Origin of the sequence: Thalassospira sp. CH_XMU1420-2 (assembly GCF_037029325.1) — a bacterium.
Taxonomy (GTDB): Bacteria; Pseudomonadota; Alphaproteobacteria; order Rhodospirillales; family Thalassospiraceae; genus Thalassospira; species Thalassospira povalilytica.
The window spans coordinates 146,825-173,151 of sequence record NZ_JAYMEG010000003.1; the positions used below are offsets into that span (position 1 = coordinate 146,825).

Below are 26,327 nucleotides of genomic sequence, written 5' to 3' on the forward strand. Positions count from 1 at the left end.
TATGCATCGATATTTTTGACGAAAAAATAGTCAAAAAGCTATTGCGTCCTCCCCGTCAAATGGGTAATCTCCATTTGTGCGCTGCGGTAGGACGCAGTGCATTCCGGCGAGCGACTTGTCGCTCGTTTCTTGGACGTTTCCTCCCTAGACTTGGGCCGCTGTCACAGGCGGCCTTCTTTTTTGCCTGAATTCAGCCATTTAGGTTGATTTCGGCTGTCTCAATAATCCTGTTGATATGCGGTTTGAATTTATGCGCGGATTTTTGTGCGTTGCAAATCAACCACGCCGCGCCAGTATGCGCGGGGCTGATATTTCGGGGCACGATTGCCCTAATGGCTGCAATCGGTTCGGCTGACCCGGAATGTATTGAGATGTTTTTGACTGGTGACGTAGTTCTCGACAAATACGGCGCCGGCATTGACCAACAGTGCAATTTTCGGATCGCTGCATAAATAGGCCGCGATCTGATCATGTGAGTCTGCGGTAAAGGCAAAGGCGGGATCATAAACGATATAGGTCCGCTGAAGCTCGTTCCTGGCAGCTTTGATCATGACCAGGTCAACCGTTTCCCCCGTTGTGATCGGCAGCATCGGCTGAAGGTCGTTTGCGATCTTGCCAAGCTTCGCACTGAGCTGTTGCTGATCATCGATCGTAAAGGCGGATGTCTTGAAATTGAATGACGTATAGGCACCCAGCATCATGATCGCCAGTCCGATCATGATGCCTTTGCCGCCAGACAGCAGGGATGCCGAGCCGGATCTTATGATGCCTGGCCTTGTTCGCCCGCTTTTCAAAAGCAGATAAAGATTGAGAACCGGGATAAATCCCAGAATGGCCAGTTGCTTCTGCCCGCCGATATCAAGTGCCCGGGCAACCGAAAGGCGGGCAAGAACAAAGCCCGCCACCATGGCGACAAGTAGCGGATATACCGTGATCACCCAGTAAAGATTATGCTCGATCGCGGGCATGGTGAAAACATAGGCGACCCCGGAAAGCGCAATGGCAAATCCCAGAAGCGAAAGTCTGACAAAATACTGTGTTCGCGTGATCGATACGTTGTTTCTGCGCGACATCGCGCCAAGCAATCCGGCAGCGGCAAACATGCAGAAATTCACCGCACGGGCGGCCTGATCGGGCAGGCCGGCATAGCTGGTCGCAAGATCGTTCAGCATCTTATCGCTCTTTCCCCCGATTGCGGATCACGCGTCGGAGAATAAGAGCGTTTCAGGCCCCGCGGAACTAGCTGCAAGAGTAGGTTTTGCAGTTTATTTTAGAAAAATCGAATAATAAGTGTGTCGGGCTGGATATGTTCCCGGATCAGGCGCTTGATTCCGGAATTATTTCTCGCGCGAGGGGTTGTTTTGCGGGGTTGTGCCGTCGCCATCACCAAGGCCGCGCTGCATGATCACGCTATCGACCCAGCGGCCCAGCTTGAACCCGGCCGACTGAAGGGTTCCGGCAACCCTAAAGCCAAGCCGCGCATGAAGCCCGATCGATGCCACATTGGCACTATCGCCAATCACGGCCACCATCTGGCGGTAACCAAGGGCGGTACACCGTTTGATCAGTTCCGAAAGCAGGGCGCGCCCCGCACCCTTGCCGACAACATCGGGCGCGATATAGATCGTGTCTTCGACCGTAAAGCGATAGGCCGGGCGCGTTCTGTATGATCCGGCATAGGCAAAGCCTTCGACCCGGCCATCAAGTTCGGCGACAAGATAGGGCAGGCCGCGTTCGCGCACATGCTGCCAGCGTGATGTCAGTTCGGCAATTTCGGGTGCACGTTCTTCAAATGATGCCAGCCCGTGCAGGACGTGATGGCCATAGATTTCGGTAATGCGTTCGAAATCTTCGGGTTCGGCATCGCGGATCACCAGATCGTGCAAAACAACGCTGGTCGCAGTATCGGTCATTAAAACGGGTTCCCGTCGAGATCATGGAAGGCCGCAATCAGATTGGTCATCTGATCACGCAGAATGTCAAAGCCGCGATGCGGGGTGATTGTGGCTTCGTCCATGTAAAGCGCGCGTGACAGCTCGATCTGAAGACTGTGCACATGCTCTTCGGGGCGGCCGTAATGGCGCGTGCAATATCCCCCGGCATAGGGGTCATTATGCGCCGGGCCAAAGCCCATATTGCGAAGACAATCATCCACAAACCGCGTCAATGACGGGTGGCATGAACTTCCATAGCAATCGCCAAGCACCAGATCAACGCGGTTTTTCATGCTGTCGGTGGAATCACCGGGCATTGAATGGCAATCAATCAGAATGCAATAGCCGAAACTGTCGCGTGTCTGATCAATCAGTTTCTGCAACGCGCTGTGATAGGGCCGGTAATAGGTATCAATTCGCTCGAATGCTTCTTCGACGGGCAGGCGGCTTTTGTAAATCTCGACCCCGCCGCTGACCACGCGCGGGATCGATCCAAGCCCCGAAAGTGCGCGCATCGAATTGATTTCCGCATCATCGGGCAGATCGCCTTCGAACATGCGCGGATCAAGCTCCATCGCGGCCCTGTTCACATCGACATAGGCACGCGGAAATGTCGCGCATAAAAGCGGTGCGCCGAGTTTCGGGGCGGCTGTAAACAGCTGATCGACAAAGGCATCTTCCGATGCGCGCAGTTCGAACGATCCGATCCGCGCGCTTTCAATAAGGTCCTGGGGGTACTGGCGTCCTGAATGTGGGGATGCAAACACCACCGGCAATGTTTGCCGTGGTGGCAGGATAACAGTAGCTGGGCCGGTTGAGGTAATTTCCGAAGGCAACTGGTTCATTGTCGTGCGTAACGTCCATCCCTGGTAACAGTGTTCTTCAATATCCCGCGGTCCCCAAAACCATCCTGCACCCGATCAGGTGCAGCAGGCTTCCCTAGCATATGGTAATTGGAGCAGAATTGATGAAGATTTTTTGTCAAAAAACCATTTCTGGGGTTGCACCTTTGTCTGCCTTGGGCTAAATACCGCCTCGCCGACGCAAACGGCACGGACCAATCCTTTCACCCTGATCGGGGCGGTCTTTCAAAAGATGGATTTGCGGGCCTATAGCTCAGTTGGTTAGAGCGTTCGCTTGACATGCGAGAGGTCACAAGTTCGAGTCTTGTTAGGCCCACCATCTTTTGCACCCATAGGGGCCTATAGCTCAGTTGGTTAGAGCGTTCGCTTGACATGCGAGAGGTCACAAGTTCGAGTCTTGTTAGGCCCACCATTCCCACCCCGCCGGGTTGCCGCGCGGGGTTTTGTGTTTCTGGCCTGAATGATTATCGCATCTGCGCGATGCTTTTTCTGAACCGCATGGCGCTGAATGCGAAAAAGGCGCTGCCGATCACAAAGACCAAAAGAAATTCCGGCCACACCACATCAATGCCCGCTCCGCGAAACAGGATGGCTTGCGCGTATTTCACAAAATGGGTTGATGGCGCGATCTGCATGATGTTCTGAAGGGTTTCGGGCATGCTTTCAAGCGGGGTGGTGCCCCCCGAAAGCATCCGAAGCGGCAGGACGACCAGGATAAACAGCAACCCGAATTGCGGCATGGATCGCGTCATGGTCGCCAGGAAAATGCCAAGGGCAGTGGCAAAGAACAGATAAAGCACCGTACCGGCCATGAATAACAGTTTCGATCCGATCACCGGCACGCCAAGGATCAGCTCGACCACAAGGGTCAGCGACAGCGTGCTGGCAATCAGGATGACAAGCCCGTTGGCCCAGACCTTTGCCATCATGATTTCAAACGGATCAAGCGGCATGACCAGAAGGTGTTCGATCGTGCCATGTTCGCGTTCGCGAATAAGGGCCGCCCCCGAAAGAATGATCGACAGCATGGTAATGGCATTGATGATTTCCATGGTCGCGGTAAACCACGAACTGGTCGCATTCTGGTTATAGGCATAGCGCGTGACGATCTGTGCCGTGCTGTCGCCATTGGCCCCGGCATAGGCCGATTTGCCACCAAGCCAGGTTGATACTTCGCGCGATATGATATTGCTGACATATCCCTGGCCGATCCCGGCCTGCATCATTGCCGTGGCATCGATATTAAGCTGCACTTCCGGATTGCGTCCGCCAATCAGGTCGCGTTCGAATTGCGGCGGGATCACCAGTACAAAGGTGAATTCACCGCTATCCATTGCCGCATCAAGGTCGCGTTCCTCGATCTGGACCGGGTTCTGGAAAAATGGTGGCAGGAATGAATCACGGATGCGCAGAGAAAGCGCCGATCCGTCCTGATCGGAAATCGCGATCGACGCATGGTTAAGGTCATGGGAAAACCCGGTCGCCGCGTTATAGATCGCAAATGAAAACGCCCAGACAATCAGGATCATCAGAACGATGTCGCGTTTAAGGCTGTAAAGCTCCTTGATGCCAAGCCGATAGATATTGCTGATCCGTCTTGCCAACATCACTTAGGCCTCCTGCTTTTTCAAAAGCAGCATCGAAATCATGCTGAGTGCCGGGAAGAAGATCGCAAGCTTGATCAGTTCGGGATACAGCTCGGCAAAGCCAAGCGCCTTGGTAAAGGTGCCGACACTGATCGACATGAAATGCGATGTCGGGATGATGGTCGAAAGAACCGCCGGCGCGCCTTCCAGTGATGAAATCGGCTGCATCATTCCTGAAAACATCACCGATGGCACCATGGTAATGATTGCCGTGCCAAACAGGGCGGCAATCTGGGTGCTGGTAAAGGACGAAATCAAAAGACCAAGCCCCGTGGTCGAAATCACAAACAATGTTGCCCCAAGCAAAAGCGTCAATCCATTGCCGCGCAACGGCACCTCGAACCAGAACAGCGCCATGGCGCTCATCAGAACAAAGTTGATCAGGCCAAGCGCGATATAGGGCAACTGTTTGCCCAACAGAAACTCAAGCTTTGAAACCGGGGTGACATAAAGATTGGTGATCGATCCCAGTTCCTTTTCGCGCACCACGCCCACTGCCATCAGAACGGCCGGAATAAACATCAAAAGCAGGGCAATCACCGATGGCACCATGGCATAGATGCTTTTGAAATCTTGATTGTAGCGATACCGGGTTTCAATCTGGATCGGCAGGGATGATGTCGTGCTGCCATCCTCGCGGCGGGCTGTTTCGCTCAGATACCGTTGATGGATGCCTTCGACATAGCCATGAATGGTCTCGGCCCGGAACGGCATGGTGCCGTCAATAAAGGCCCCGATTTCCGGGCTGGCACCCCGGCCGACATCTCGCCCGAAACCGGGCGGGATTTCAATCGCCAGTGAAATGCTGCCCGACAACAACCGTGCTTCAAGATCGGCATTGCTGATCAGCGGTTCCTGTTCCCGGAAATAGCGCGATCCCGAAAGATTTTCGATATAGGTCCGGCTTTCCGGTGTCTGATCGCGATCCAGCACCGCATAGGTCAGGTTTTCAACATCAAACGTAATGCCATAACCAAAGACCGGCATCAGGATCGCCGTCCCGATCAGGGCAAACATCAGCCGGATCGGATCGCGGATCAGCTCCATGGTTTCGCGCAATGAATAGGCCCAAAGTCGACGCGGGCTGAATATCGATGCCTTTGCCGGTTTCCAGTGATCGGGTTGAATGTCATCGCCCGAAATCTGATCCGGGTCCGGTTCGGGGGCGGTTTCCTGTTCGCCGCTGGCCTCGACCAGATAACTGATAAAGGCTTCTTCAAGGGTGTCTGATCCGCGTCCCTTGGTAATCGCGTCGGGCGTGTCGCTGATCAACACCTTGCCGGCATGCATCAGTGAAATGCGATCGCACCGCTCCGCCTCATTCATGAAATGGGTGGAAATAAAGATCGTCACACCCTGCTTGCGCGAAAGTTCGACCAGCAATTCCCAGAACCCGTCGCGCGCCACCGGATCGACACCTGATGTCGGTTCATCAAGGATCAGGATTTCCGGATCATGAATGATCGCAACCGCCAGCGACAAGCGTTGCCGCACGCCAAGCGGAAGGCGCTCGGCCAGGTCATCGTGATATTCACCAAGCCCGAACCGTTCGGAAAGCGCGTCAATACGCGATTTGATCTGATCATCTGGCAGGTGAAAGAGCCGCGCATGCAGCTCAAGGTTCTGCATCACGGTCAGCTCGGAATAAAGCGAAAAGGCCTGGCTCATATAGCCAACCTTGCGGCGAAGCTCGATATCCTGTCCGTCGACCGGCTTGCCAAAAAGTTCTGCCGTGCCTTCGGTTGCTGCCAAAAGCCCGGTCAGCATCTTCATGGTCGTGGTTTTGCCGCAACCGTTCGAGCCCAGAAACCCGAAAATCTCGCCTTTCTCGATGCGGAAGCTGACATTGTCCACGGCGGTAAAACTGCCAAATCGCTGGGTCAGGTTTTCGGCAACAATGGCCGGTCTGTCGCCATGGCTGGTGCGCGGCGGAATGACCAGTTCATGATGCCCGCTGCGTTCTTCCTCGGGCAAAAGGGCGATAAAGGCCGCTTCAAGGTTATCCGTACCGGTCCGGCTCAGGATGTCATCGGCACAGCCGGTCGCAAGGATCTTGCCGTCATTCATCGCAATCAGATGGTCAAACCGGGCGGCTTCATCCATATAGGCGGTGGCGACAAGAACCGTCATCTCGCGCCGGGTTTCTCTGATTGCATCAATCAGTTGCCAGAATTGCCGTCGCGACAGGGGATCAACCCCGGTGGTCGGTTCATCCAAAATCAGGATATCGGGATCATGAATAAGCGCGCAACACAGGCCCAGCTTCTGCTTCATTCCGCCCGAAAGCTTTCCGGCGGGCCGTTCGGTAAAGGGTGCCAGTCCGGTCGCCTTGGTAAGGGACGCAATCCGCTCGTTGCGTTCTCGCTTGCCCTGGCCAAACAATCGACCAAAGAAATCAAGGTTCTCGCGGATTGTCAGATCCATATAAAGGTTCTTGCCAAGCCCTTGGGGCATATAGGCAATCCGGGGCAGGATATCGTTGCGGTGGCCGCGATCGGCCATTGATCCGCCCAATGTTTCAACCAACCCGTCCTGAACCTTGCGCGCGCCCGATATCAAGGCAAGGGCGGTCGATTTCCCCACACCATCCGGCCCGATAAAGCCCACGGTCTGTCCGGTCGGGATTTCCAGATCAATATGATCAAGCGCCGTGACCTTGCCATAGCGGTGGCACACATCTTTAAGCCGCACGGCATGATCAATGGCATGACCGACGCCCTGACCGACAGCGTGAACGGGCTTTGAGCCGGTGTCGGTCATTATTTCATGCTCTGGCGAAGGGTGGCGTCATCGGGCACATTTGGCGTGAATGCATCGGGCCAGTCCTGATGATCGGCCAGCATGATATAGGCCTCACCCGGAAGGCCCGTCTTGACCCGCTTGATATGTTCGGCAAGCAATTCCCGATCAATCCGCACCTTGACCCGGAACATCAGCTTGTCACGTTCGGACCGTGTTTCGACCTCGCGCGGGGTGAATTGCGCGTCATCGGCAACAAACGATACCTTGGCCGGGATCACAAAGCCCGGCGCGGCATCGAGCATGATGCGCGCCTCATTGCCAACAAAGGCCAGACCTGCCTGTCGCGTGGGCAGGAACACATTCATGTAAACATCGCTCAGATCAATCATCGTGATCACCGGCCCGCCGCCTGACAAAACCTCGCCCGGTTCGGCAAGGCGATATTGTACGCGCCCATCGCGCGGTGCTTTCAGGACTGAATCATCAATCTGGACCTGAATGCGTCTAAGTTCCGCTTCGGTCGCCTCGACATTGCGTTGCGCGCTCAAAAGCTTGGCCTGTGCGGCACTCAGGGCCGCCTGCGCAACATCCCGGTCGGCCCGGCGCTGATCGACCTGTTCGCGGGAAATGTTGTTGTTTTTCACCAGTTCATTGGCGCGCGCCAATTGCTGCTGGGCAAAGGAAAGCTCGCTTTGGCGCTGGATGATCAGGGCCTCGGCCTCGGCAATGCCCTGTTCGGCACCGGCAACTTCGGCCCGCGCACGCGCCTGACTGGCCATCAGTTCGGCGGTGTCCATGCGTGCCAGAACCTGACCGGCGCTGACCGTATCGCCCTCATCAACCAGAACCTCGTCGACCCGCCCGGCATATTTGGTTGCCACCCGGATTTCTTCGGCTTCAATGCGGCCATTGCCCGATGCGATAAAGTCGGGAAGCTCGGATTGCTGGGATTTCCAATAGGCAAAGCCGCCACCGGCAACTGCCACAATCACCACAAGAACAATCAGCACAGAACGCAGGTTCTTCATTCCATTCTCCGAGAAACGGGGCCAGGACAGGGGGCAAGGGATCTACAATCTCTAATCGTAATATCTGACCAGAGTTCGCTTACGCTTGCAATGTCCGATTTTCTGGAATGATCCTAAAGGGTTGTCACGTGCCGTTCTTTGATGTCGCGCAAACTGTTCGACGCTAAACCCAGTTCTCCAGCCGTAAGCCGTCGACCCGTTCAAATTCACGGATGTTGTTGGTGACAAGGATAAGGCCGTGACTGCGCGCATGACCGGCAATCATCATGTCATATGGCCCGATGACGTTGCCTTCGCGTTCAAGTGTGCTTCGGATATCGCCGTAATGACCGGCAGCATCGGTATCGAAATCAAGAACATTCAGGCGTGCAGCAAATTCTTCGATGGTGCGAAGGTTGCTTTCGGGTTTGGCCGATTTCATGGCGCCATAAATCAATTCTGCAAGTGTCACCGATGAAATTGCCATCGCACCGCTATGGGTGCGGAACTTCTCGCGGCAGGAGGCCGGGCGGTTCTTGATGACATAGATGCAGATATTGGTATCAAGCATGAACCGCAGCATTAAAACCCATCCCGTTCCTGCATGGCGGGCTGGTTGCGGTCTTCCATGAAATCGTCACTGACGGCATGACCATCAAAGAACGTATCCCAAAGATGGTCGCTTGGAACGATCACGCGAGTCACCCCGACCGAGATCACTTCAACCGTTTTCGTGCCTTCGGGAAAGGCAACATCCTTGGGCAGGCGCACGGCCTGCGTCTTGTTGTTCAGGAATACGGATGCTTGCGTCATGGTGACCTCCTGCAAGGATGGATCAGGGGGAGGGTATTGTCGGGATTTTGGATGTATATGTCAATTGTATATACTTGAATGATGCGGGTTAGGCCATCTCAAGATCAAACACCACCAACCCCGCCAAACCACCGTCAAGCATCCCGACCAGTTGCCCGCCAAGTTTCTGGTGTTCGGGATGTTCAAGATAGGCGTCGCGTGATGCGGCATCATCAAAGTCGATGCAGAACCCGTGGCGGAAGCCCTGTTCAAGCTTTTCCGGGCTGACCGATATGCCGCCGTCAAATCCCCGCATACCGGGAATAAGGGTGCCAAGATTGGCAAGGGCATCAAACAGGCATGTGATGTCATCCTGTTTGATGCCCGATTGGAATTTGACCAGAACAATATGGCGGATCATGACAAGACCTTTGTGAAGGTTGGCTTTGCCTGATTTCACCTTTGTTTCGTCCGGTCTGTCAACTGATGTGAACGTGATCAGCGACCCTGAAGGCTTGCCGCAATGCTGTCCCCGATAATCGAAATGCCCAGATCAAGTTCTTCTTCGGTAATGGTCAGCGGCGGGGCAATGCGGAATACACCGCCCATGCCCGGAAGCTTGACGATATTCATGCTAAGCCCGCGCTTGAACGCCTCACTCGCAATCGCGGCCCCCAGATCATGATCGGGCGCGCCGCCATCCTTTACGATCTCCATACCCAGCATAAGCCCGCGTCCGCGCACATCGCCAACGCACGCATACTGGTCTTTAAGCGCGGTCAACCCGTCAAACAGCCGTTTGCCCATCAAACCGGCCCGCGCCACAAGGTTTTCCTCGGCCACAACATCAAGAACCGTTACGCCAACCGCGGCGGGCATGGGGTCTGACACGTGGGTGGTATAGAACAGATAACCCTTTTCATGGGCGGCATCTTCGATTTCCGGCGTGGTCATCACGGCCGAAAGCGGCAATCCGGCCCCGATGGTTTTTGAAAGGGTGAGGATATCGGGCATCACGCCATCACGTTCAAAGGCAAACATGGTGCCGGTGCGGCCAATACCGGTCTGGGCCTCGTCCAGGATCAACAGCATCCCGCGCTCAACGCATTTCTGCTTGAGTGCGGCAAGATACCCTTTGGGAAGCTCCAGCATCCCGCCGCTGGATAAGATCGGCTCGGCGACGAATGCCGCAAGATTGTCGGTTGATTGCGCATCAATCAGGTTAAAGGCGTCATCAAGCTCGGTCTGCCAGTCAAGCGATCCGTCAGCATTTTTGAACCGCGGGCGAAACGCATTGGGGGCCGGAATGGCAAGCGATCCGACCGCCGCCGGGCCATATCCCTTGCGCCCCGCACTATAGGTCGCCGATGCCGCAACCCCGGTCATCCCGTGCCAGCTTTTGGAAAACGCCACAATTTCATGCTTGCCGGTCACAAGCTTTGCCATGCGAATGGCGGCTTCGTTGCTTTCGGCACCCGTTGACAGCAAAAGCACGCGATCAAGCCCCGGCGCAAGGGCGGCCAAACGTTCGGCCAGGGTCACCACCGGGCGGGTCAACATGCCGCTAAACAGGTGGACCACCGTTTCGACCTGACGCTGCACAGTCTCGACGATTTTCGGATGGCCATGGCCCAAAACCGCACTCATTTGCCCGGATGTAAAATCAAGGATCGGACGGTTGTCAGCATCATATACAAACGATCCCTTGGCACGTTCGATGATCGCTGGCTCGAACGTTCCGCCATAGCGGATCAGGTGTTTTTGGGCGGCATCCCAGAATTTCGGATCGGCATTGTTTGACATGGTTGGCTCCCTGCAAGGGTGTGTCTTTGATGGATACAGGGTATCGACTGTTGATATCTTCGTAAAATTGATAATGATGGCATTCCGGTATTGGAAAAATTGATACTACTTGGACGATGTCATGCAAACCCTGCTTGATCTTAAACTGCTGACGACCTTTGTGCGCGCCGCCCATTCCGGGACGCTCAGCGCCACCGCCCTTCAGGTCGGGCGCACCCAATCAACCGTCACCATGCAGATACAGCGTCTTGAAAATGCGCTGGGCCAGACGCTTTTTCATCGCAGCGGCAGTGGCGTTACCTTGACCGGAAGCGGCGAACGGTTCCTTGGTTATGCCGAACGGATTTTGAAATTGCATGACGAGGCGGTCTTTGCCTTTTCCGACCGGGGTTTGCGCGGATCGATGGTGTTTGGCTGTCCCGAGGATTACCTGATCGCCTTTTTCCCGGCCCTGCTTAAAAGCTTCGGGACGATCTACCCGGATGTCGAGATCAGGGTGGTTTCGGCCCCGACGCCGGAACTTCATAAAATGCTGCGTGCGCGTCAGATCGATCTGGCACTGGTCTCGATCGCCAACCCGGACGGGGAGCCCGATATCGCACGGACAGAACAACTGGCCTGGGTCGGTGCCAAGCCGACCCTTGATCTCCATGATTTCGGCACAGGGAGCGGAACCGGCACCGGGATCGGCGATGGATCGGGGGCAGGAGGCAGCCCGACAACCGCCCGAACCATCCCGCTGGCCTTGCCCGCATCAAATGCCCTTGATCACAAGGCCGCCTGTGATGCCATGAACGTAGCCCAAATCCCCTACAAGATTTCCTATGCCAGCAGCAGCCTGACCGGCCTGATCGCCGTGGCCCGTTCCGGTCTTGCCATCAGTGTGATGATGCAAAAGGCAGTGCCCAATGACCTGTATATCCTCAAGGCCCCGCTGCCAGCCTTACCCAAACTCGGCCTGAAAGTCATCGCAGGCGAGGGCACTCAAACCCCCGCCACAACCGCCTTCGCCGATCACGTCAAAAACATGCTGCCGTTTTTGTGATTTTTTCGGAAGGGCGGTCACCGAAGTCCGGCTGCCGCCCCAGTCCCCTAACGGCTTGTGAAAAGACCGAATCGACCCTAACCGCTTTGTCGCCGTCACATCAGCCAGCCACGCCAAATAATACGGCATTTACCCGCAAATTGGCACGATTGTGATTGAAATAGATGCCGACCTCGCTCTTTGGGGCCAGACCAAAAACGTCACCATCGCCAACGACATCATGCAACAGGGCTGCGACTAAAGCCCCTATGAAGGCCTGTGAAGTCAAAGGTTGGCCCGTCCACACCATCGTCCGCAGCGAAACCGTGGTCAAAGACGGGGAAGTTATGGGGCAAAAAATGGCGCGGCAAATTTTTGCTGAGGCAGAAGTCGAACTTGGTTGTGAAGTAGTTAAAGCTGACGGATTTTCTAGATTAATAGGTGGGGTGAAAACTATTAAAACCAAAGGCAGACTTGTCTGTTATTTGTTGATGGTTTTTTTTGATATGTGGCTACTTTTAAGTGTGCTTATAAGCTGAATGCTACAACAAGAGCTCGCATATGTCCGAAGTAAACCCGCGTATTCAAATTCTAAAAAGAGATGTTGAGCAGCAAGTTTTTAGGCCGTTACGAAATCACGGGTGGTCTACAGAATTTGTGCGTGAACATGATTATCACTCATCTCTTGAGTGCAGAGCTAGAAAACAGCAGAGAGTTTTTAACTTTGCTGTTCTGTATGGATCAGCTACGGATAATGACCACTATCTAAGCCTTTCCCGGGAGAACGAGAGAATTTTCTTCCATGGGCAAGAATATCAGTTAGAGGTTTTTGCGAGAAATGTTCCGGTTCCCGTTGGACCTTTGGAGGAATTTTTCCCCGTATTAGTTGAATTGAATAAAGAAATTGAGCCCGATAAAACTCCGACGAAGCAAAGGCCTCGAAAGCGCCGAATTAAACGAATTACCGATGAAAATCCTATAGGGGCTATCTTTTCTAGGTTGGAGCAATTCACTAGCGTGAAGTTGTGCGAAAAACTAGTAAGGCGACGGCTAGAGGAAGAGAATGTAGTCAAGGACGAAGAAGTCGTTCGGGCGAAAGCAGAAGGCGTGGCTTATTCGATGAGAAATGCCTTAGATTATTATAAGTCTACGTCGGGGAATTCTCTTAATAGCCGAATTTTAGGGCTGTACTACGGAACTCTATCCTTTGCTTTTTGCGAGATGCTTGCCTCTCCAAATGGGCCTGAAAGCCTAGATGATGTTGAGTCTATGACAAAATCTGGTCATGGTTTGTTTACGTTCTCAAGTGATCAGCACTCGATATCCGACTTGCATGTCGGAGTGCTGGCTAGTGGTTTTTTGCCTCAGTGGCTGAATTTTTTAGGGGTCGATACCAGTCGATTTCCAAGAAAAAAAGCGAAGAACATTGGGGATGTTTCTGATGATACTCGCCACATGAGTTGCACCTTTGGTCATCTGTTAGGATCTTTTCCCGAAATAGATGATCTGTATCATGAAGTGGTTGGTGGAGAACCAAGTTGGGTGCTCCCGCAGTTTGATCGACTAGGAAACACGTTTGGCTTATCGCGCTCGAAAACAAGAAGCATTGGTAGCACCTATTGCCAAATAGTTGATTATTCGGGGAAGATAACGCTGGAACGACTTAGCGCAGCCTGCCTTCCACTCGCTGAAATAACAGAGATAGTTGACGGCGAATGTCCACCCGGTGCGAAGGTTTATCGTGCTAGGGTTGACCATGTTGGGTATGACATTTGGTGGGAGGTCCTCCCAACGCACAGTTCTCCTAGCAAGAACAATAACAGCTTATTGTTGCCTTCGATTGCTGGATTGAGTGATTACAGAGTTTTAGCTTTGATTGGTTTATATGTTCTCTCGATAGCCGTTCGATACATGCCTAGTACTTGGAGGCAGGTAGAAGGCGGAAAAGAAGATGAATATCTTGCGATCATAAAGGCTCTGTTAGGGGTATGGGAGCGTGTAATCCCTGAGAAGTTCCTTGAGAGCATCGCTGATGAAAGGGTGTTAGCAGCTCAACCCGGAAGTTGGATGTGAAGTGTGCTTGATCAGGTTCGCATCTTTGGTGTGTAATCTTCTCAAGATGAACTTAACGCGCGTTCACAGCATTTGGCACGAGGCGGATTTCGTGGCCGTAAACGCCCTTCGTGTCGCAGGTGTGATTTATAGGTTTTCTTGTGATGAGGCATCAATTGATATATAATTAGTATATCATTTGATGTTCAGGAGGCTGTCATGACCTCAAGTCTTGCTCAAGCTGATCCCGTTCTTGATGCCGAGACCGGGTTCTGGAAAATGGTCGGGATTCCGCCGCGCGGGCCAGAGCTTCACGCTGCTTTGCAGCGGGGAATATCCTATGCCACCTATGGCAAGCTGGCGGCAGCGGCCGGACTTGACCGCAAGGAACTTGCAAAATATGTCGTCATTCCGATGGCAACATTACAGCGTCGTGCCAAGCTGGGGCGGTTCAAGGTCGAGGAAAGTGACCGGCTTTATCGCTTTGCCGAAATTCTCAAGGCTGCAACAGACCTGTTTGAAGGGGATGGCAAAGCTGCGCGAAGCTGGTTGCTTGAACCGGTGCAGGGACTGGGCGGGCTGCGTCCGGTCGAGATGGTTGCAACATCTGCCGGAACCGGCGCGGTTCTTGACCTGATCGGGCGTCTGGAACATGGCGTCTTTGCATGAGGGACATTACCGCCTTTCGTCTGGTCAAGCGAAAGTGGATGGCTGCGGCCTTTGATGGCGAAGGTGCGCGTCTTTATGGCGGGCGATGGAACAGTCGGGGACAACCGGCGATCTATCTGGCGGGGTCGCAATCGCTGGCATTGCTGGAAGTCATGGTGCATCTGAACGACTATCGGCTCCTTGGCAGTTATGTCATGTTCGCCCTTAACATCCCTTTGGCCGCGATTGAAGAATTGCCCGAAAACCTTGTTCCTGCGGACTGGCGGGCCGAACCGGCACCGCCTTCCACCGCAGGGGTAGGGGACGCATGGCTGAATGCAAAAAGCGCCTTGGCGCTTGCCGTACCAAGCGTGATCATCCCGCAGGAACGGAACTATCTGCTGAACCCCAATCACCCGATGTTCGAGGCGGTTGTACAAACTGCCAGCGAGGTTCAGTTTTCTGCCGATCCGAGGCTTTAACAATAAGGCCGGTTACCAAACAAAGGTCACGCCACAAGTTTCGCCAGATACTGCACCGGATGCTGCGGTTTCACACCTTCATAGCGTTTGACCTGACAGCGGCACGAATAGCCGGTCACCAGCATGTTTGCTGCCCCCGTCGCATCGACCTTCTTTTTCCAGCTAAGGTCATAGAGCTCGCGCGAGGTTTCCTGATGGCGGGTTTCGTGGCCGTAAACGCCCGCCATCCCACAACATCCGGTTTTCTCGGTTGTCAGTTTAAGGCCAAAGGCCTCAAAGATTTTCTGCCATTTGACGCCAACATCCGGGATCGATGTCTTTTCCGTGCAATGGGGGAACAGGCTTGCCGGGGTGTTGATGTTAACGGCGTTATCAATTTTCGGTGCGTTCAGGCGACCCTCATTGATTTCGGACGCCAGCCATTCATGGAACAGATGCACGCGGTAATCCGGCCGATCTGAAAGGCGCTGGGCATATTCCTGGCGATAGGTCAGGGTGACACTGGCCTCGATCCCGACCATGGCGACACCGGATTTAGCCATGCGGCCATAAACGATGTCGTTCTGTTTGGCCTGATAATCGAATTTCTTGAGGAAGCCTTTGACATGCATGGCCTTGCCGTTCGGGCGATAGGGCGGCACAAACACCCGGTATCCAAGGCGTTGCAGCAAGTCAACATGGGCAAGGAACACGTCGGTGTCATAATGCGTGGTAAAGCAGTCCTGCAAGACAATCACCGACCTGGCCTTTTCATCGGCACTCAGGCCATCAAGATCAGCCTGTCGGAACTTGCCGATGCCACGCGCACGTAGGCCTGATTTAAGGCCCCGGGTATCAAGTTTCGGCAAATCGGTCAGGCCGATGAAACGTTTGAAAATCCACGGCATTGGCGGGATTGATTGCAGGGCATTGAACAGGCCCGGCGCGCTTGCCAAAAGCGGGGCCATATATTCAAGTTTCGCAATCACATAATCCTTCAGCGGGCGCTTGTAGCGGGTGTGATAGGTCTCCAAAAACCGGGATTTCATTTCCGGGATATCGACCTTGACCGGGCATTGCCCTGCGCAGGCCTTGCACGACAGGCAACCGGCCATCGATTCATAGACATCGTGCGAGAAATCGCGCCCGTTGATCACCGCCAAATCCTGGTTCATCGGGTCGGTGCCGACCGAAAGCTGCCTGATCCATTCGCGCAGCATTCCCGCACGGCCCTTGGGCGAATGCACACGTGACCGGGTGACCTTATAGGACGGACACATGGCATCCATCAGGTCCCAGTTAAAGCATGCCCCGTTGCCATTGCACCGCGTCGCATTCAGGTATTCATCACGAAGCGCATCTTCGATCTGGCGGTCAAGCTGGCCTCGCATCGGGGCCTCGTCGATTGCCGTGATCGGGATGTCTTTGGAATAGGGGGATGCGATCTTGCCGGGGTTTAATTGTCCTTCCGGGTCAAAGGCTTCCTTGATGCGGCGAAGCACATCATAAAGTTCCGGTCCGAAATAGATCGGGCTGTATTCGCCGCGGAAACCCTTGCCATGTTCGCCCCAGATCAGGCCGTTATAGCGCTTGGTCAATTCGGCAACCGCGTCCGAGACCCGGCGCAGGCGCGCTTCGTCTTCTTCGTCGCACATATCAAGAAGCGGGCGCACATGCAGGCACCCGACATCGACATGGCCAAACATGCCGTAATCAAGGCCCTCGGCATCCAGAAGTGCGCGGAATTCGGCGATAAAATCGGCAAGGTTTTCGGGCGGTACGGCGGTATCTTCGACGAATGGTGTCGCGCGGCGTTTGCCTTCTAGATTGCCGAGCAACCCCACCGATTTCGCCCGAATTGACCAGATTGCGGCGATCTGGCCGGGGTCGGTGGCCTGCACAAAACCGATCGGGGCGTAAGCCGTGTCGGGATTGCCATCAAGATAGGCGCGCAATTCGTCCTGTTTGGCAGAAACTTCTTCGGGCGTTTCGCCAACAAATTCAACGACGTTAAAGCCGCGCGTGGCGATGGTACTGTTTTCCGTGCCCAAAAGCTTGCCCAGCATATGCCAGCTTTCATCCTGCTCGGCCAGTTTCATGACCTTGTCATCGATGCTTTCAATCGCCACAGGATCAAACTTTACAAGGGCTTGGACGTGACGAAGGGCGCTATCAAAACTGTCATACCGGACAACGGTGATCGCCTTGTGCTTGGGCAGGGGAATAACACGGAAGGTGATTTCCTTGACCATGCCAAGGCTACCCTCGGCCCCGGCAATCAGGAAGGAAAGGTTCATATCCCCTTGATCGGAAACGGCTTCCTTAAGGTTATAGCCTGTAAGCCCGCGGTTCATTTCCGGGAAGGTCGATTTGATCTGATCGCGACGCGGGGCGATTTCGTCATGGACCTTGCGATAAAGCGCGCCAACCCGGTCGTCGCGGGACATGATTTCCTCTGCTTTATCGGCACTTAGGGCGGATGTGCGGAAATCGGTGCCGTCAATCAGGACCGTGGTCATGTCATGGATATAGTGGCTTGTTTTGCCATAAATCCGCGATCCCTTGCCTGAGCTGTCTGATCCGATCATGCCGCCAACCGTGGCCCGGCTTGCGGTCGAAACAGCGGGCGGGAAGAAATAACCATGGGGTTTCAGCCAGGCATTAAGCTGATCAAGCACCACGCCCGGTTCAACATGAACCAGTCCCTTTTCCGCATCAAAACCCAGTATGTTATTGAGATATTTGGAAGTATCGAGAATGATGGTGTTGTTCAGCGACTGGCCATTGGTACCGGTGCCGCCGCCGCGCGGGGTGATTTTGACCTCGCTGAATGTTTCGCGACCGGCCATTTCCATGACGATATTGATGTCATCGCGGGTACGCGGCTGCAACACTGCACGCGGCATCACCTGATAGACGCTGTTGTCGGTCGCATGGATCAGGCGGGTCGGGAAATCGGCATGGATCTCGCCGCTAAATTTTCCTTCGGATTCAAGGGTTTTAAGGAAACTTAGCGTCAAACTGTCCAGCGACCGGTCCGGGGTCAGGCGGGGCAATTTGGCTATAACGCTTTTGGCGGCGGTCGCGGCGGGCATGGTGATCTCTCTGTCTGCGATCCCCCGGGCTGGATGCCGGCTTGGTTCCGGGTTTGATGCCAGTTCTGATAGCAAGTTTGATACCGGACTTGATATCGGATTTCATGGCGGATCTGGCACCGGGGCGGGATCGATGTCATGGCAATTTTCCCTATTTGACCCGATCAGGATTAATTGGACAAATTGAAAATTCCGAATGATTATTAGTTTTTGCCTAATAATCCCGACTGGAAAACCATGCTGCAAAGACCGACTTGCTGACATCTCCTGACAAAATTTTGGAATTCGGGCGTCATCGCCGGGAAACCGGAAGCCGTTTTTAGCCACAGCATCATTTATTTGTATGAGGATTTATTTTCGGGCTGTGAAATTTGCATCGGGCATCGATCAAAGGGTGTGGATGCGCAGCCGCCATAAAGTGTCTGTGTAAAGAAAAGTTTACAGCGCGTGGTGCTGTTTGGTTGAGCCGCGGTGGCGCGGTCTGTTCTGGCGTGAACCGTCCTAGCAACGGGGGCTGGTTTGATGGTGCCTGGCCTGATGGTGTTTGGTCCGGATTGGCCTGGACAGGGCTTGTTTGGTTCGTTTCGGTTCGGACAAGTTTGGTTTGGGCTGGTTGGCTCTGAGTTGGTCCGTTTCGGTGCGACCCGACCCGGCCCGGCCCAGCGCGCTATAGCCCGGTTTGGGCGGCCTTTGGTCGTCCGGGTGTCATGCGGATTGGGGATTTGGGGCATGGTTTCTGTGCCGGGGCATGAGCGGAAGGGCATGGGCGGAAGGGCGTGAGCCGAAGGTCTTCCGGAGCCTTGCAGAAGCGGTGCAATCGCCGGGTAGAAGTAGTGCAATCGCCGGGCAGAAGTCGTGCAGAAGCGCTGCAATAGCCAGGCGGAAGTCGTACAGTGACCGTGCAAAAGCCGTGCAGCACTCGGGTTGCAACTGTGCAGTGGCCGTGTTGGCGGCGTGCGGATGCAGATGTCGTGTTGAGATCATGTTGAAGCCGCTCGGAAGCCGTTCCCAAGCTGTGCTGAAGCCGTTGGAAAGAATGCAGAAGCTGTGTTGGAACTGTGCTGGAACTATGTAATGGATTGGGTGATTTGATTGGGCTGTGATGGCCGGTATTACCGGGTCATAAATGGCTGAAAAAAGGGGAAGTTTCGATGTTTTCATCGCTGAATATGCGCCATATGCGGTCCTTTGTGGCGGTGGCCGATCACGGGTCCTTTACGGCGGCGGCAGCCGTCCTTGGCGTCACCCCGCCCAGCCTGACCACAACCATTCGCCAGTTCGAGGATGTGACGGGGGCAGCGCTTTTTGATCGCACGACACGGCAAGTCACCCTGACCGATACGGGGGAGCGGTTTTTGCCGGTGGCCAAGCGGTTGATCGGTGATTTCGAGGAAGCCCTTGGCGATCTTGATGCGCTGTCCAAGGGGATTGGCGGGAAAATCACCATTGCGGCGGCCCCGTCGGTCCTGACCCGCATTCTGCCGGCCGTGATATCGCGCTTTGTGGTCGATCATCCCGATGCGCGCTTGCGCCTTGATGAAATGAATGCCGGGGAGGTCCATGCAGCCGTGGCGGCGAACGAGGCCGATTTCGGCATCGCCGGGGAGTGGGAGCCACTGCCCGATATTGCGTTCCGGCCGCTGTTTTCAGATCGGTTCGGGGTGCTGTGCCGGGCCGATCATGCCTTTGCCAAACACCCGTTCGTGACCTGGGCACAGCTTGCCGATCAGCCCTTTGTCGGGCTGGGCCCGGAATCCGGGACATCGGCGATGATGGCCGGGGTCAGCGGCGAGCCCCGGGGGGAGGGCACGGCAAAGGCGCCGCAATATAGCGGTTCGGATTTCACAAGTCCGGCCATCGAAGATGCCGCAAGGCTTGGCATCTCTGCGGCCAAAGGGGTGATGAAACAGGCCGAAAAGCTGGCGCGCGCACAGAATAAACTGACCGACCAGCGCACGGGACAAGCCGCGAAATCCGAAGCACGCGCAGGTGCGGGCGACGGTGCTTCGGCCATGCCGATCACCCTGCCTCGCCCGACGGTGGAGGCGTCCAATACCCTCACGCTGGCCGCCATGGTGGCCCAGGGGGTGGGGATCACGGTGCTGCCGGAACTGGCCGCCCGGGTATCGGACATGACGCGTGACAAGGGCCTTGTCTTCGTGCCGCTGTCCGCCCCGGTCCGTCAGCGCCATATCGGCATCATCACCCGCAAAAGCAAAAGCCTGTCGCCGATTGCCAGCCTGTTCCTGCATCAGGTCCGCGAACAGGCCGCAGGCCTTGATCTGCCAGCCGCACTGGAATGGTATTAAGGCAAGGGATACAGGAGGCAGCACCGATGCGAAAGGGGCGGGAGGCAGATTGCCCGGTGTCGAGTACTGAGTGCCTAGTGCCTAGTGCCCGGTGTCGGGTGTCGGGTCCTGAGTGCCAAGTGCCAAGTGCCTGGTGCTGCGTGTGTGATGGGGGCGGGCCTGGGCACATGCCAGTCCGCGCCGGGTGATAAGCTGGTCCTTGCCAGTGATGAGTTTGCGGTAACGGGCTCAGCGCGTCAAAATGGGCGTCAACAGAAGAAAAAATTGGCCCCTTGATGGATGAATTGCTGCGCGGGGCATCCGAGAAAAGGTGATCTTGGGCGCGGGGTGTTCCAGGCAGCTTTGCTTCGCTGCCAGCATCTTGCAGGTGCCGGCTGTCCCTGAACTGATATCCCCGGATTGGGGGAAGGGGTAATGCGATGTGCGGCTGGCGAGCTGGTCCTAGTGCTTCGTCGCCCCGAAACGCAGCCCGTCAATCATCAGTTCGAGCATACGATGCGTGTGTTCGGCGCCTTCGGTGCCGCCGACGGAGGCGAGGTTGCCGATGGCGCGGAGCAAGTCAAAGGCGTCAATATCACCACGGATTTCACCGGCCTTGGCCGCCGATTGCAGAAGGGATTGCAGGGTCGGTTCGAAATTGGCGCGGAAATAGGCGGGCAGGGCATCAAAGGCCGGATCGCCGGAATAGAGGGCCGCGGCCAATCCCTTCTTGGTGACGATGAACTGGCAATAGCGTTTCAGCCAGTGGGTCAGGGCATCACCCGGACCATATTGGCCGGTAAAGTCGGCCGCGGCTTTGACGCAGGCATCGACTTCGCGCTTGTAAACACCAACCACAAGGTCGCTGCGTTTGGGAAAACGACGATAAAGCGTTCCGACACCAACACCGGCCCTGGCGGCGATTTCACGCACCGGCGCATCCACCCCCGAGGTCGCAAAAATCTCCTTGGCGGCTTCAAGAAGCGCGTCCTCGTTGCGCAGGGCATCGGCACGGATGCTTTTTTTTTCGACGGCAGTATCGTCGGTCATCTCATTGTTTTCCAATAGCAAAATCGGGTTTTGACGCGCGGACGGAATCGTCGCGTCAAATTTTGCGCTTGATAAACGGAACAATGTTCCATATTTGCATTCGCATAAGCGGAACGTTGATCCATTTATGGGCCCACTTACGGGCCACAGCTTATCGGATCAATGTTCCGTTTCGGGATATATAGGTGAAACATCCGGTTTCGCCAATCGGAAAAGGATCTCAGCGATGAATAACCTGATTGATAAGGCCCGCCACATTCCGGTCAATGAGGCTGTTTCGACCATTTCGGTATGTCCGGTGATCCTGGCCGCACCCGGGCGGCCCAAGCCGATCGAAATGCGGGTGACGGCCCCGGCACAGGGGCGGGATTTGCCGATTATCCTGTTGTCGCACGGGCATGGTCCGTCGCTTTATATCCCGTCCAAGGATGGCTATGGGCCGCTTGCCAATTTCTATGCCGAGCACGGCTTTGTCGTGATCCAGCCGACCCATGGCAATTCCAAAGTCGCCGGGTTTGGCGCGGATGCGCCCGGCGCGCCGTTCTTTTGGCGATCGCGGGTCGAGGATTTCAAAAACATTCTCGATCATCTTGAGGATATCGAACGTGCCAGCCCTATTCTGGACGGGCGACTGGACCATGATCGGGTGGCGGCGGTCGGTCATTCGCTTGGCGGGCAGACGGTGGGCATGTTGCTGGGCGCGCGGCTGAGCGACAGTGCCGACCCGGATGCGCAGGATGTCAATCTGATCGAACCACGGATCAAGGCCGGGGTTCTTCTGGCGGCACCGGGCCGGGGTGGCGACAGCCTGAGCGATCATGCGCGCCGGAACTATACCGCGCTTAATCCCGATTTTTCGCATATGACGACGCGGACATTGGTGGTGGCGGGCGATCAGGATATCAATCCGAACCTGACCACGCGCGGGGCGGCCTGGCACACCGATCCGTTTCATCATGCGCCGGGCGGGGAGTTCTTGCTGACACTGATTGGTGGCAAACACGGGCTGGGCGGCATTGCCGGATATGATGCCAAGGAAACCGACGACGAAGACCCGGACCGCCTTGCCATCACCCAGCGCATGACATGGGCCTATCTGCGATCCGCGCTTTATGGTGGTGACCCGGCATGGGCAACCGCGTGCGCGGGGCTTGCGCAACATGCAGGCGAGTTGGCGTATGTTGAGGCGAAGCAAGCCGCAACGGAACCAACCCAATCAGGAGCCGTCGCCTGATCGCAGGATCATTGAGCCGCTTGGGCAGCCTGAGCTTCCTCAAGGGCCTTTTGGGCCTTGATGCGCTCGAGCAGGGCATTTAGCAGTTCTGTCTCGCTGTTGATTTGTGCGGTGCTTTCGCTTGTCGGGTCGGGTTGGCCTTCGGCGATCGCGGCCTGCAATGCGTTGCGTGCTTCGACCTCCTGTTTTTCAAGTTTCAGGTCTTCAAGTTCGGCAGTTCGACGAAGTTCCTTGAAGGCCAAGGCATTATCGACAGCGTCATCAAGAACACCGGCGATTTTCTCAAGGGATGCGCTTTTTTCTTCATAGCTGAATGTTTCCAGCATGCCCTTGTCTGAGAATGTCGCGGCCAGAACATTATCCTGCCCAACGCCATTTTTCAGAGGCAAGACAGCAAGAACACCAAGTTGCGGAACATCGAGAAACTCGTTCAAAAGCAGGCTGCCTTCGGGGATGCCCAGACAGGTTGAACTCAAAGCGGAACTTGTCATGCAAGAACGCAGATAGGCCTTCGCCGGGACACGATAATAGACGCCCTGTCTGTCAGAGCTGCATTCCCGATTACTGTCACTGCAATTTCCCGTCGTTGCGCCGGTGCTTGTTGCCTTTGATATTTCGGTGAGGACAGCAAGCTGCTCAGGCAGTTCAGCAAGGGATGTTGTGATCACTTGTGCCTTCAAATCGTCGTTTGCCAGCGTGAATGAACCATCCATTAAAAGCTTGGCAATCGGTGGCGCAGGCATGCGGGTTCGGGTTGACGTCTCGGTTCCTTGTTTCGGCCACGTGTCAGAAACCTTGATCGTCAAGGCAGCGTCTATTCTTGCCAGCAGTTTTTGAGTCCCGGCCAGTGCCTTTTCTGCATCACGGCTTTGTTTAAGGGCGGCCTCAAGCGCTGCGATTGCTTGATCACTTGGTTTGTCCGATGCCTTTACGTCCGCCCGTGCCTGCTCGAGTGCCTGTGTCGCTCCAAGCAATGTTCCTGTTTCTGTTTCCTGTTTTTCGGCGGTGTCATTCCGCTTGAGGACAAGTTGATGGGCGTAATCGGTACAAATAACGCCATTCGCGAAGGGTTGCGTGGCTTTGCCCAATGTCGTGAAGGTCGGAAGACCAGAGGCCAACTGGACGATTTTGAAGCCGGTTTTGATCGCAGACTTTGCTACCTCGGTGGTGCGATCCGTGACGCCTGCATTGATGTTTTTGAGTGTGCCGTTTTCGTGCAAATCCACTTTCAAAGTCGAGGTTTTGGTCGGACCTGACATGTCTTCATAGTTCAGGATATAGAGCTTGTCCGGGTCGGGAATGACCTTTTCTTCGGCAGTTTGTTTGATTTCGAAATCCGGGGCGAGCAATATTCTTCCTGCTTCAACGGGAATATTGGCAATGGAGAGGTCCGGGCAGCTTGTTAAGCGAAAGCTTGTTTCAAGCTTATATTGCGCCATGGGGAGGCTATAAAGAACGCCCCCTTGCAGTGCTTCTTTTCCGTCGTTGCTTACCAGACCTGATTTTAGCTCGGTGCAACCAGTGATGGTCGCGAGGCCCAGGAAGGCCGGAAGCATATATTTGAAGTGCTGTCGACCCAGGAGAGCCCCCTTTGCCGTCTGTTGCAATATTATATTAGTAACTTATGATGGTAAATTTATCAACCTAGGATTGTTATGGTCGTTCGTTGCAGGAGAGAAACTGGCAATTTGTGCCGGCTGCGACATATCATGATTGCGGGTTGTGTGATGTCAGGCAGGAGGCGGTATGAGAGCGAAGGGCGCGGATGCGGGGACGGATACGGAAACCGAAAAGGGGGCTGATGGCGGAGCTGATGCCGGGGGTGATGCGCGCATGGATGCCGGGGCTGCTCAGGGTGCCAGTGCGGGCAAAAAGCCGCGCAAGAATATCAGTCTTGCCCTTCAGGGGGGCGGGTCGCACGGGGCGTTTACATGGGGTGTTCTCGACCGGTTGCTTGAGGATGAGGAACTGAGCATCGAGGCGATTTCGGGGACCTCGGCCGGGGCGATGAATGCCGCTGTGGTGACGTCGGGGGTTGCCAGGGGCGGGTATGAAGGCGCACGGGCCGATCTTGAGACTTTTTGGCGGGCGGTGTCCGAAGCCGCGCGGTTCAGCCCGCTGCAACGCAGCCCGATTGATATTCTGTTTGGTAACTGGTCGCTTGAAAACTCGCTGGCCTATATGTGGCTGGATATGAGTGCCAAGATGTTTTCGCCCTATGACCTTAATCCGGCGGGGGATAATCCGCTGGCCGCGATCCTGACAGAGGTTGTGGATTTCAAGGCGTTGAACAGTAGCCCGGCCAAGCTTTTTATCACCGCCACCAATGTTGAAACCGGGCAGGGGCGGGTATTTCGCAATCCCGATATCACGGTTGATGTGTTGCTGGCATCGGCCTGTTTGCCAACGATTTACAAGGCGGTCGAGATTGATGGCGTGCCCTATTGGGATGGCGGTTATACCGGCAATCCGAGCCTTGGTCCGCTGGTGCTGGAATGCGGGTCCGATGATACGGTTCTGGTGCAGATCAATCCGGTCAGGCGACCAGGTGTGCCCAAAACGTCACGTGAAATTGCCAACCGGCTTAATGAGGTTTCATTTAACAGCAGCCTGATGAAAGAGCTGCGGATGATTTCGATCCTGCGCAAGGATGCGCCCGAACATATGTGCGAAGCCGCCAAATGGGGGGCGATGCGCATGCATTGTATCGCCAGTGAAGATATGCTCGATCTTGATCATTCCTCGAAACTCAATGCGGAATGGAGCTTCATGACCATGTTGCGCGATCTCGGGCGGGAGGCGGCAAGTGCGTTTCTGAGCCGCCATCGCCGTGATATCGGTGTCAGGCCGTCGCTTGATCTTGATCTGTTTGCGCCCGATTATACGTCCTGAGCCCCTCCGTTGGGCGATTGCACATTGCGCGTGCGGGGCGTAGGCTTGTTCGTCTGCACCAGATACATGGCGCCCGGAGATTGACAGGCCAGAGAAGGCCGTCATGAGACGGCAGTCCAAAGACAAACCGCCCGATAGAACCAACAAAGTGCGACCGGAAATGTCCAAAACCGAATTTGAGAAAATGCAGGCAGGGGAATGGTATAGCTGCCTTGATCCGGAGCTTTCGGCCCTGCGCCGCCGTGCGCTTGAAGCCAGCCACGAGCATAGCGTGCTGTCCCCGGCAGAGCGCGGCAATATCGGGCCGTCCTTGCGCGCCCTGTTTGCCGCCTGTGCCGATGATGTGCGGATCGAAGCGCGGTTTCATTGTGCCTATGGCATCAATATCCATCTTGGGCGTGATGTGTTTTTGAATGTCGGTTGCGTGATCCTTGATACCGCACCGGTCCATATCGGCGATCATTCGATGCTGGGCCCCAATGTGCAGATTTACTGTGCGGACCATCATCGTGATCCGCAATTGCGCAAGGAACATCTTGAAGTCGGAAAGCCGGTGACGATCGGGGAAAATGTGTGGATCGGTGGCGGCGCGATCATTCTGCCGGGTATTACCATCGGCAATGATGCGATTGTCGGGGCCGGGTCGGTGGTGACCCGCGACGTTGCGCCGGGAGCCACGGTTGTCGGTAATCCGGCACGGGCCATCGGGTGATCTTCGGATCATTTTGACTTTTCCCAAAAATCCCCCCCAAAAAAAAATGCGGCAGCCAGAAGGGGTTGAGGACCGGCCGCCGCA

22 protein-coding genes and 2 tRNA genes are annotated in these 26,327 nt (G+C 55.3%); 11 read left to right on the forward strand and 13 right to left on the reverse strand.

All coding sequences use genetic code 11. From position 1 onward, the window contains the following. Positions 1-329 precede the first annotated feature (329 nt). From WA429_RS10280 to WA429_RS10290, 3 genes are all read right to left on the reverse strand, one after another. Entirely contained in the window at positions 330-1,172 is an 843-nt protein-coding gene (locus tag WA429_RS10280) for a hypothetical protein (protein ID WP_287465957.1), read from the reverse strand. 165 nt (positions 1,173-1,337) lie between these two features. Then, positions 1,338-1,913, reverse strand: a complete 576-nt coding sequence (locus tag WA429_RS10285) for a GNAT family N-acetyltransferase (protein ID WP_068518085.1) — start codon at positions 1,911-1,913, stop codon at positions 1,338-1,340. Then, positions 1,913-2,779: an N-formylglutamate amidohydrolase gene (locus WA429_RS10290; protein WP_068518084.1), complete on the reverse strand. Its 867-nt coding sequence runs from the start codon at positions 2,777-2,779 to the stop codon at positions 1,913-1,915. Before WA429_RS10290 ends, WA429_RS10285 begins: the two co-directional genes overlap by 1 nt. A 260-nt stretch (positions 2,780-3,039) precedes the next feature. Between WA429_RS10290 and WA429_RS10295 the strand changes: the two genes are divergently transcribed. Together WA429_RS10295 and WA429_RS10300 are read left to right on the forward strand one after the other, a co-directional pair. After that, positions 3,040-3,116 (forward strand) — tRNA-Val (locus WA429_RS10295). Positions 3,117-3,132: 16 nt separating this feature from the next. Further along, positions 3,133-3,209, forward strand: a tRNA-Val gene (locus WA429_RS10300). 52 nt (positions 3,210-3,261) lie between these two features. Here the strand turns inward: WA429_RS10300 and WA429_RS10305 are convergent. The 7 genes from WA429_RS10305 to WA429_RS10335 all read right to left on the reverse strand — a co-directional run bounded on the left by WA429_RS10305 (position 3,262) and on the right by WA429_RS10335 (position 10,787). Next, a complete protein-coding gene (locus tag WA429_RS10305) occupies positions 3,262-4,404 on the reverse strand; it encodes an ABC transporter permease (RefSeq protein ID WP_287466144.1) in 1,143 nt (380 codons plus the stop codon). Between the two features lie 3 nt (positions 4,405-4,407). Next, positions 4,408-7,203 carry a ribosome-associated ATPase/putative transporter RbbA gene (gene rbbA, locus WA429_RS10310; RefSeq protein WP_287465959.1) on the reverse strand — a complete coding sequence of 932 codons (2,796 nt, stop codon included), beginning with the start codon at positions 7,201-7,203 and terminating at the stop codon, positions 4,408-4,410. Beyond that, on the reverse strand, positions 7,203-8,213 hold the full coding sequence (locus WA429_RS10315) for an HlyD family secretion protein (protein WP_287465960.1): 1,011 nt from the start codon (positions 8,211-8,213) through the stop codon (positions 7,203-7,205). Before WA429_RS10315 ends, rbbA begins: the two co-directional genes overlap by 1 nt. A gap of 163 nt (positions 8,214-8,376) precedes the next feature. Continuing rightward, entirely contained in the window at positions 8,377-8,775 is a 399-nt protein-coding gene (vapC, locus tag WA429_RS10320) for a type II toxin-antitoxin system tRNA(fMet)-specific endonuclease VapC (protein ID WP_287465961.1), read from the reverse strand. After that, on the reverse strand, positions 8,775-9,005 hold the full coding sequence (gene vapB / locus WA429_RS10325; RefSeq protein ID WP_228195922.1) for a type II toxin-antitoxin system VapB family antitoxin: 231 nt from the start codon (positions 9,003-9,005) through the stop codon (positions 8,775-8,777). Before vapB ends, vapC begins: the two co-directional genes overlap by 1 nt. A gap of 88 nt (positions 9,006-9,093) precedes the next feature. Beyond that, on the reverse strand, positions 9,094-9,444 hold the full coding sequence (locus WA429_RS10330) for a Dabb family protein (RefSeq protein WP_287465962.1): 351 nt from the start codon (positions 9,442-9,444) through the stop codon (positions 9,094-9,096). A gap of 38 nt (positions 9,445-9,482) precedes the next feature. Then, positions 9,483-10,787, reverse strand: coding sequence for an aspartate aminotransferase family protein (locus tag WA429_RS10335; protein WP_287465963.1), 1,305 nt, complete (start codon positions 10,785-10,787; stop codon positions 9,483-9,485). 121 nt (positions 10,788-10,908) lie between these two features. On the opposite strand from WA429_RS10335, the gene WA429_RS10340 reads away from it, so the two are divergent. The 5 genes from WA429_RS10340 to WA429_RS10360 all read left to right on the forward strand — a co-directional run bounded on the left by WA429_RS10340 (position 10,909) and on the right by WA429_RS10360 (position 14,993). After that, entirely contained in the window at positions 10,909-11,832 is a 924-nt protein-coding gene (locus WA429_RS10340) for a LysR family transcriptional regulator (protein ID WP_287465965.1), read from the forward strand. A 248-nt stretch (positions 11,833-12,080) separates the two neighbouring features. Further along, complete coding sequence (locus tag WA429_RS10345) at positions 12,081-12,350, forward strand: hypothetical protein (protein ID WP_287465967.1); 270 nt, start codon at positions 12,081-12,083, stop codon at positions 12,348-12,350. Positions 12,351-12,372: 22 nt separating this feature from the next. Next, positions 12,373-13,884, forward strand: a complete 1,512-nt coding sequence (locus WA429_RS10350) for a YaaC family protein (RefSeq protein WP_287465968.1) — start codon at positions 12,373-12,375, stop codon at positions 13,882-13,884. A 198-nt stretch (positions 13,885-14,082) separates the two neighbouring features. Continuing rightward, a complete protein-coding gene (gene parS / locus WA429_RS10355) occupies positions 14,083-14,532 on the forward strand; it encodes a type II RES/Xre toxin-antitoxin system antitoxin (RefSeq protein WP_287465969.1) in 450 nt (149 codons plus the stop codon). Beyond that, a complete protein-coding gene (locus tag WA429_RS10360) occupies positions 14,529-14,993 on the forward strand; it encodes an RES family NAD+ phosphorylase (RefSeq protein WP_287465970.1) in 465 nt (154 codons plus the stop codon). Before parS ends, WA429_RS10360 begins: the two co-directional genes overlap by 4 nt. Before the next feature lie 26 nt (positions 14,994-15,019). Here the strand turns inward: WA429_RS10360 and WA429_RS10365 are convergent, their stop codons facing one another. Continuing rightward, a complete protein-coding gene (locus WA429_RS10365; protein ID WP_287465971.1) occupies positions 15,020-18,067 on the reverse strand; it encodes an FAD-binding and (Fe-S)-binding domain-containing protein in 3,048 nt (1,015 codons plus the stop codon). 1,151 nt (positions 18,068-19,218) lie between these two features. On the opposite strand from WA429_RS10365, the gene WA429_RS10370 reads away from it, so the two are divergent. After that, positions 19,219-20,376, forward strand: coding sequence for a LysR family transcriptional regulator (locus tag WA429_RS10370; RefSeq protein ID WP_287465972.1), 1,158 nt, complete (start codon positions 19,219-19,221; stop codon positions 20,374-20,376). A 441-nt stretch (positions 20,377-20,817) separates the two neighbouring features. Here the strand turns inward: WA429_RS10370 and WA429_RS10375 are convergent, their stop codons facing one another. Then, positions 20,818-21,405, reverse strand: coding sequence for a TetR/AcrR family transcriptional regulator (locus WA429_RS10375; RefSeq protein ID WP_287465974.1), 588 nt, complete (start codon positions 21,403-21,405; stop codon positions 20,818-20,820). 226 nt (positions 21,406-21,631) lie between these two features. Between WA429_RS10375 and WA429_RS10380 the strand changes: the two genes are divergently transcribed. Next, positions 21,632-22,639 (forward strand): alpha/beta hydrolase family protein, encoded by a 1,008-nt coding sequence (locus WA429_RS10380; RefSeq protein ID WP_287465975.1) that lies wholly within the window; start codon positions 21,632-21,634, stop codon positions 22,637-22,639. 8 nt (positions 22,640-22,647) lie between these two features. Here WA429_RS10380 and WA429_RS10385 read toward each other — a convergent pair whose 3' ends face one another. Continuing rightward, positions 22,648-24,195 (reverse strand): hypothetical protein, encoded by a 1,548-nt coding sequence (locus tag WA429_RS10385; protein WP_287465977.1) that lies wholly within the window; start codon positions 24,193-24,195, stop codon positions 22,648-22,650. 190 nt (positions 24,196-24,385) lie between these two features. Between WA429_RS10385 and WA429_RS10390 the strand changes: the two genes are divergently transcribed. Further along, on the forward strand, positions 24,386-25,531 hold the full coding sequence (locus WA429_RS10390; RefSeq protein WP_287465979.1) for a patatin-like phospholipase family protein: 1,146 nt from the start codon (positions 24,386-24,388) through the stop codon (positions 25,529-25,531). Between the two features lie 160 nt (positions 25,532-25,691). Next, positions 25,692-26,243 (forward strand): sugar O-acetyltransferase, encoded by a 552-nt coding sequence (locus WA429_RS10395; RefSeq protein ID WP_287465981.1) that lies wholly within the window; start codon positions 25,692-25,694, stop codon positions 26,241-26,243. Positions 26,244-26,327: the final 84 nt, after the last annotated feature.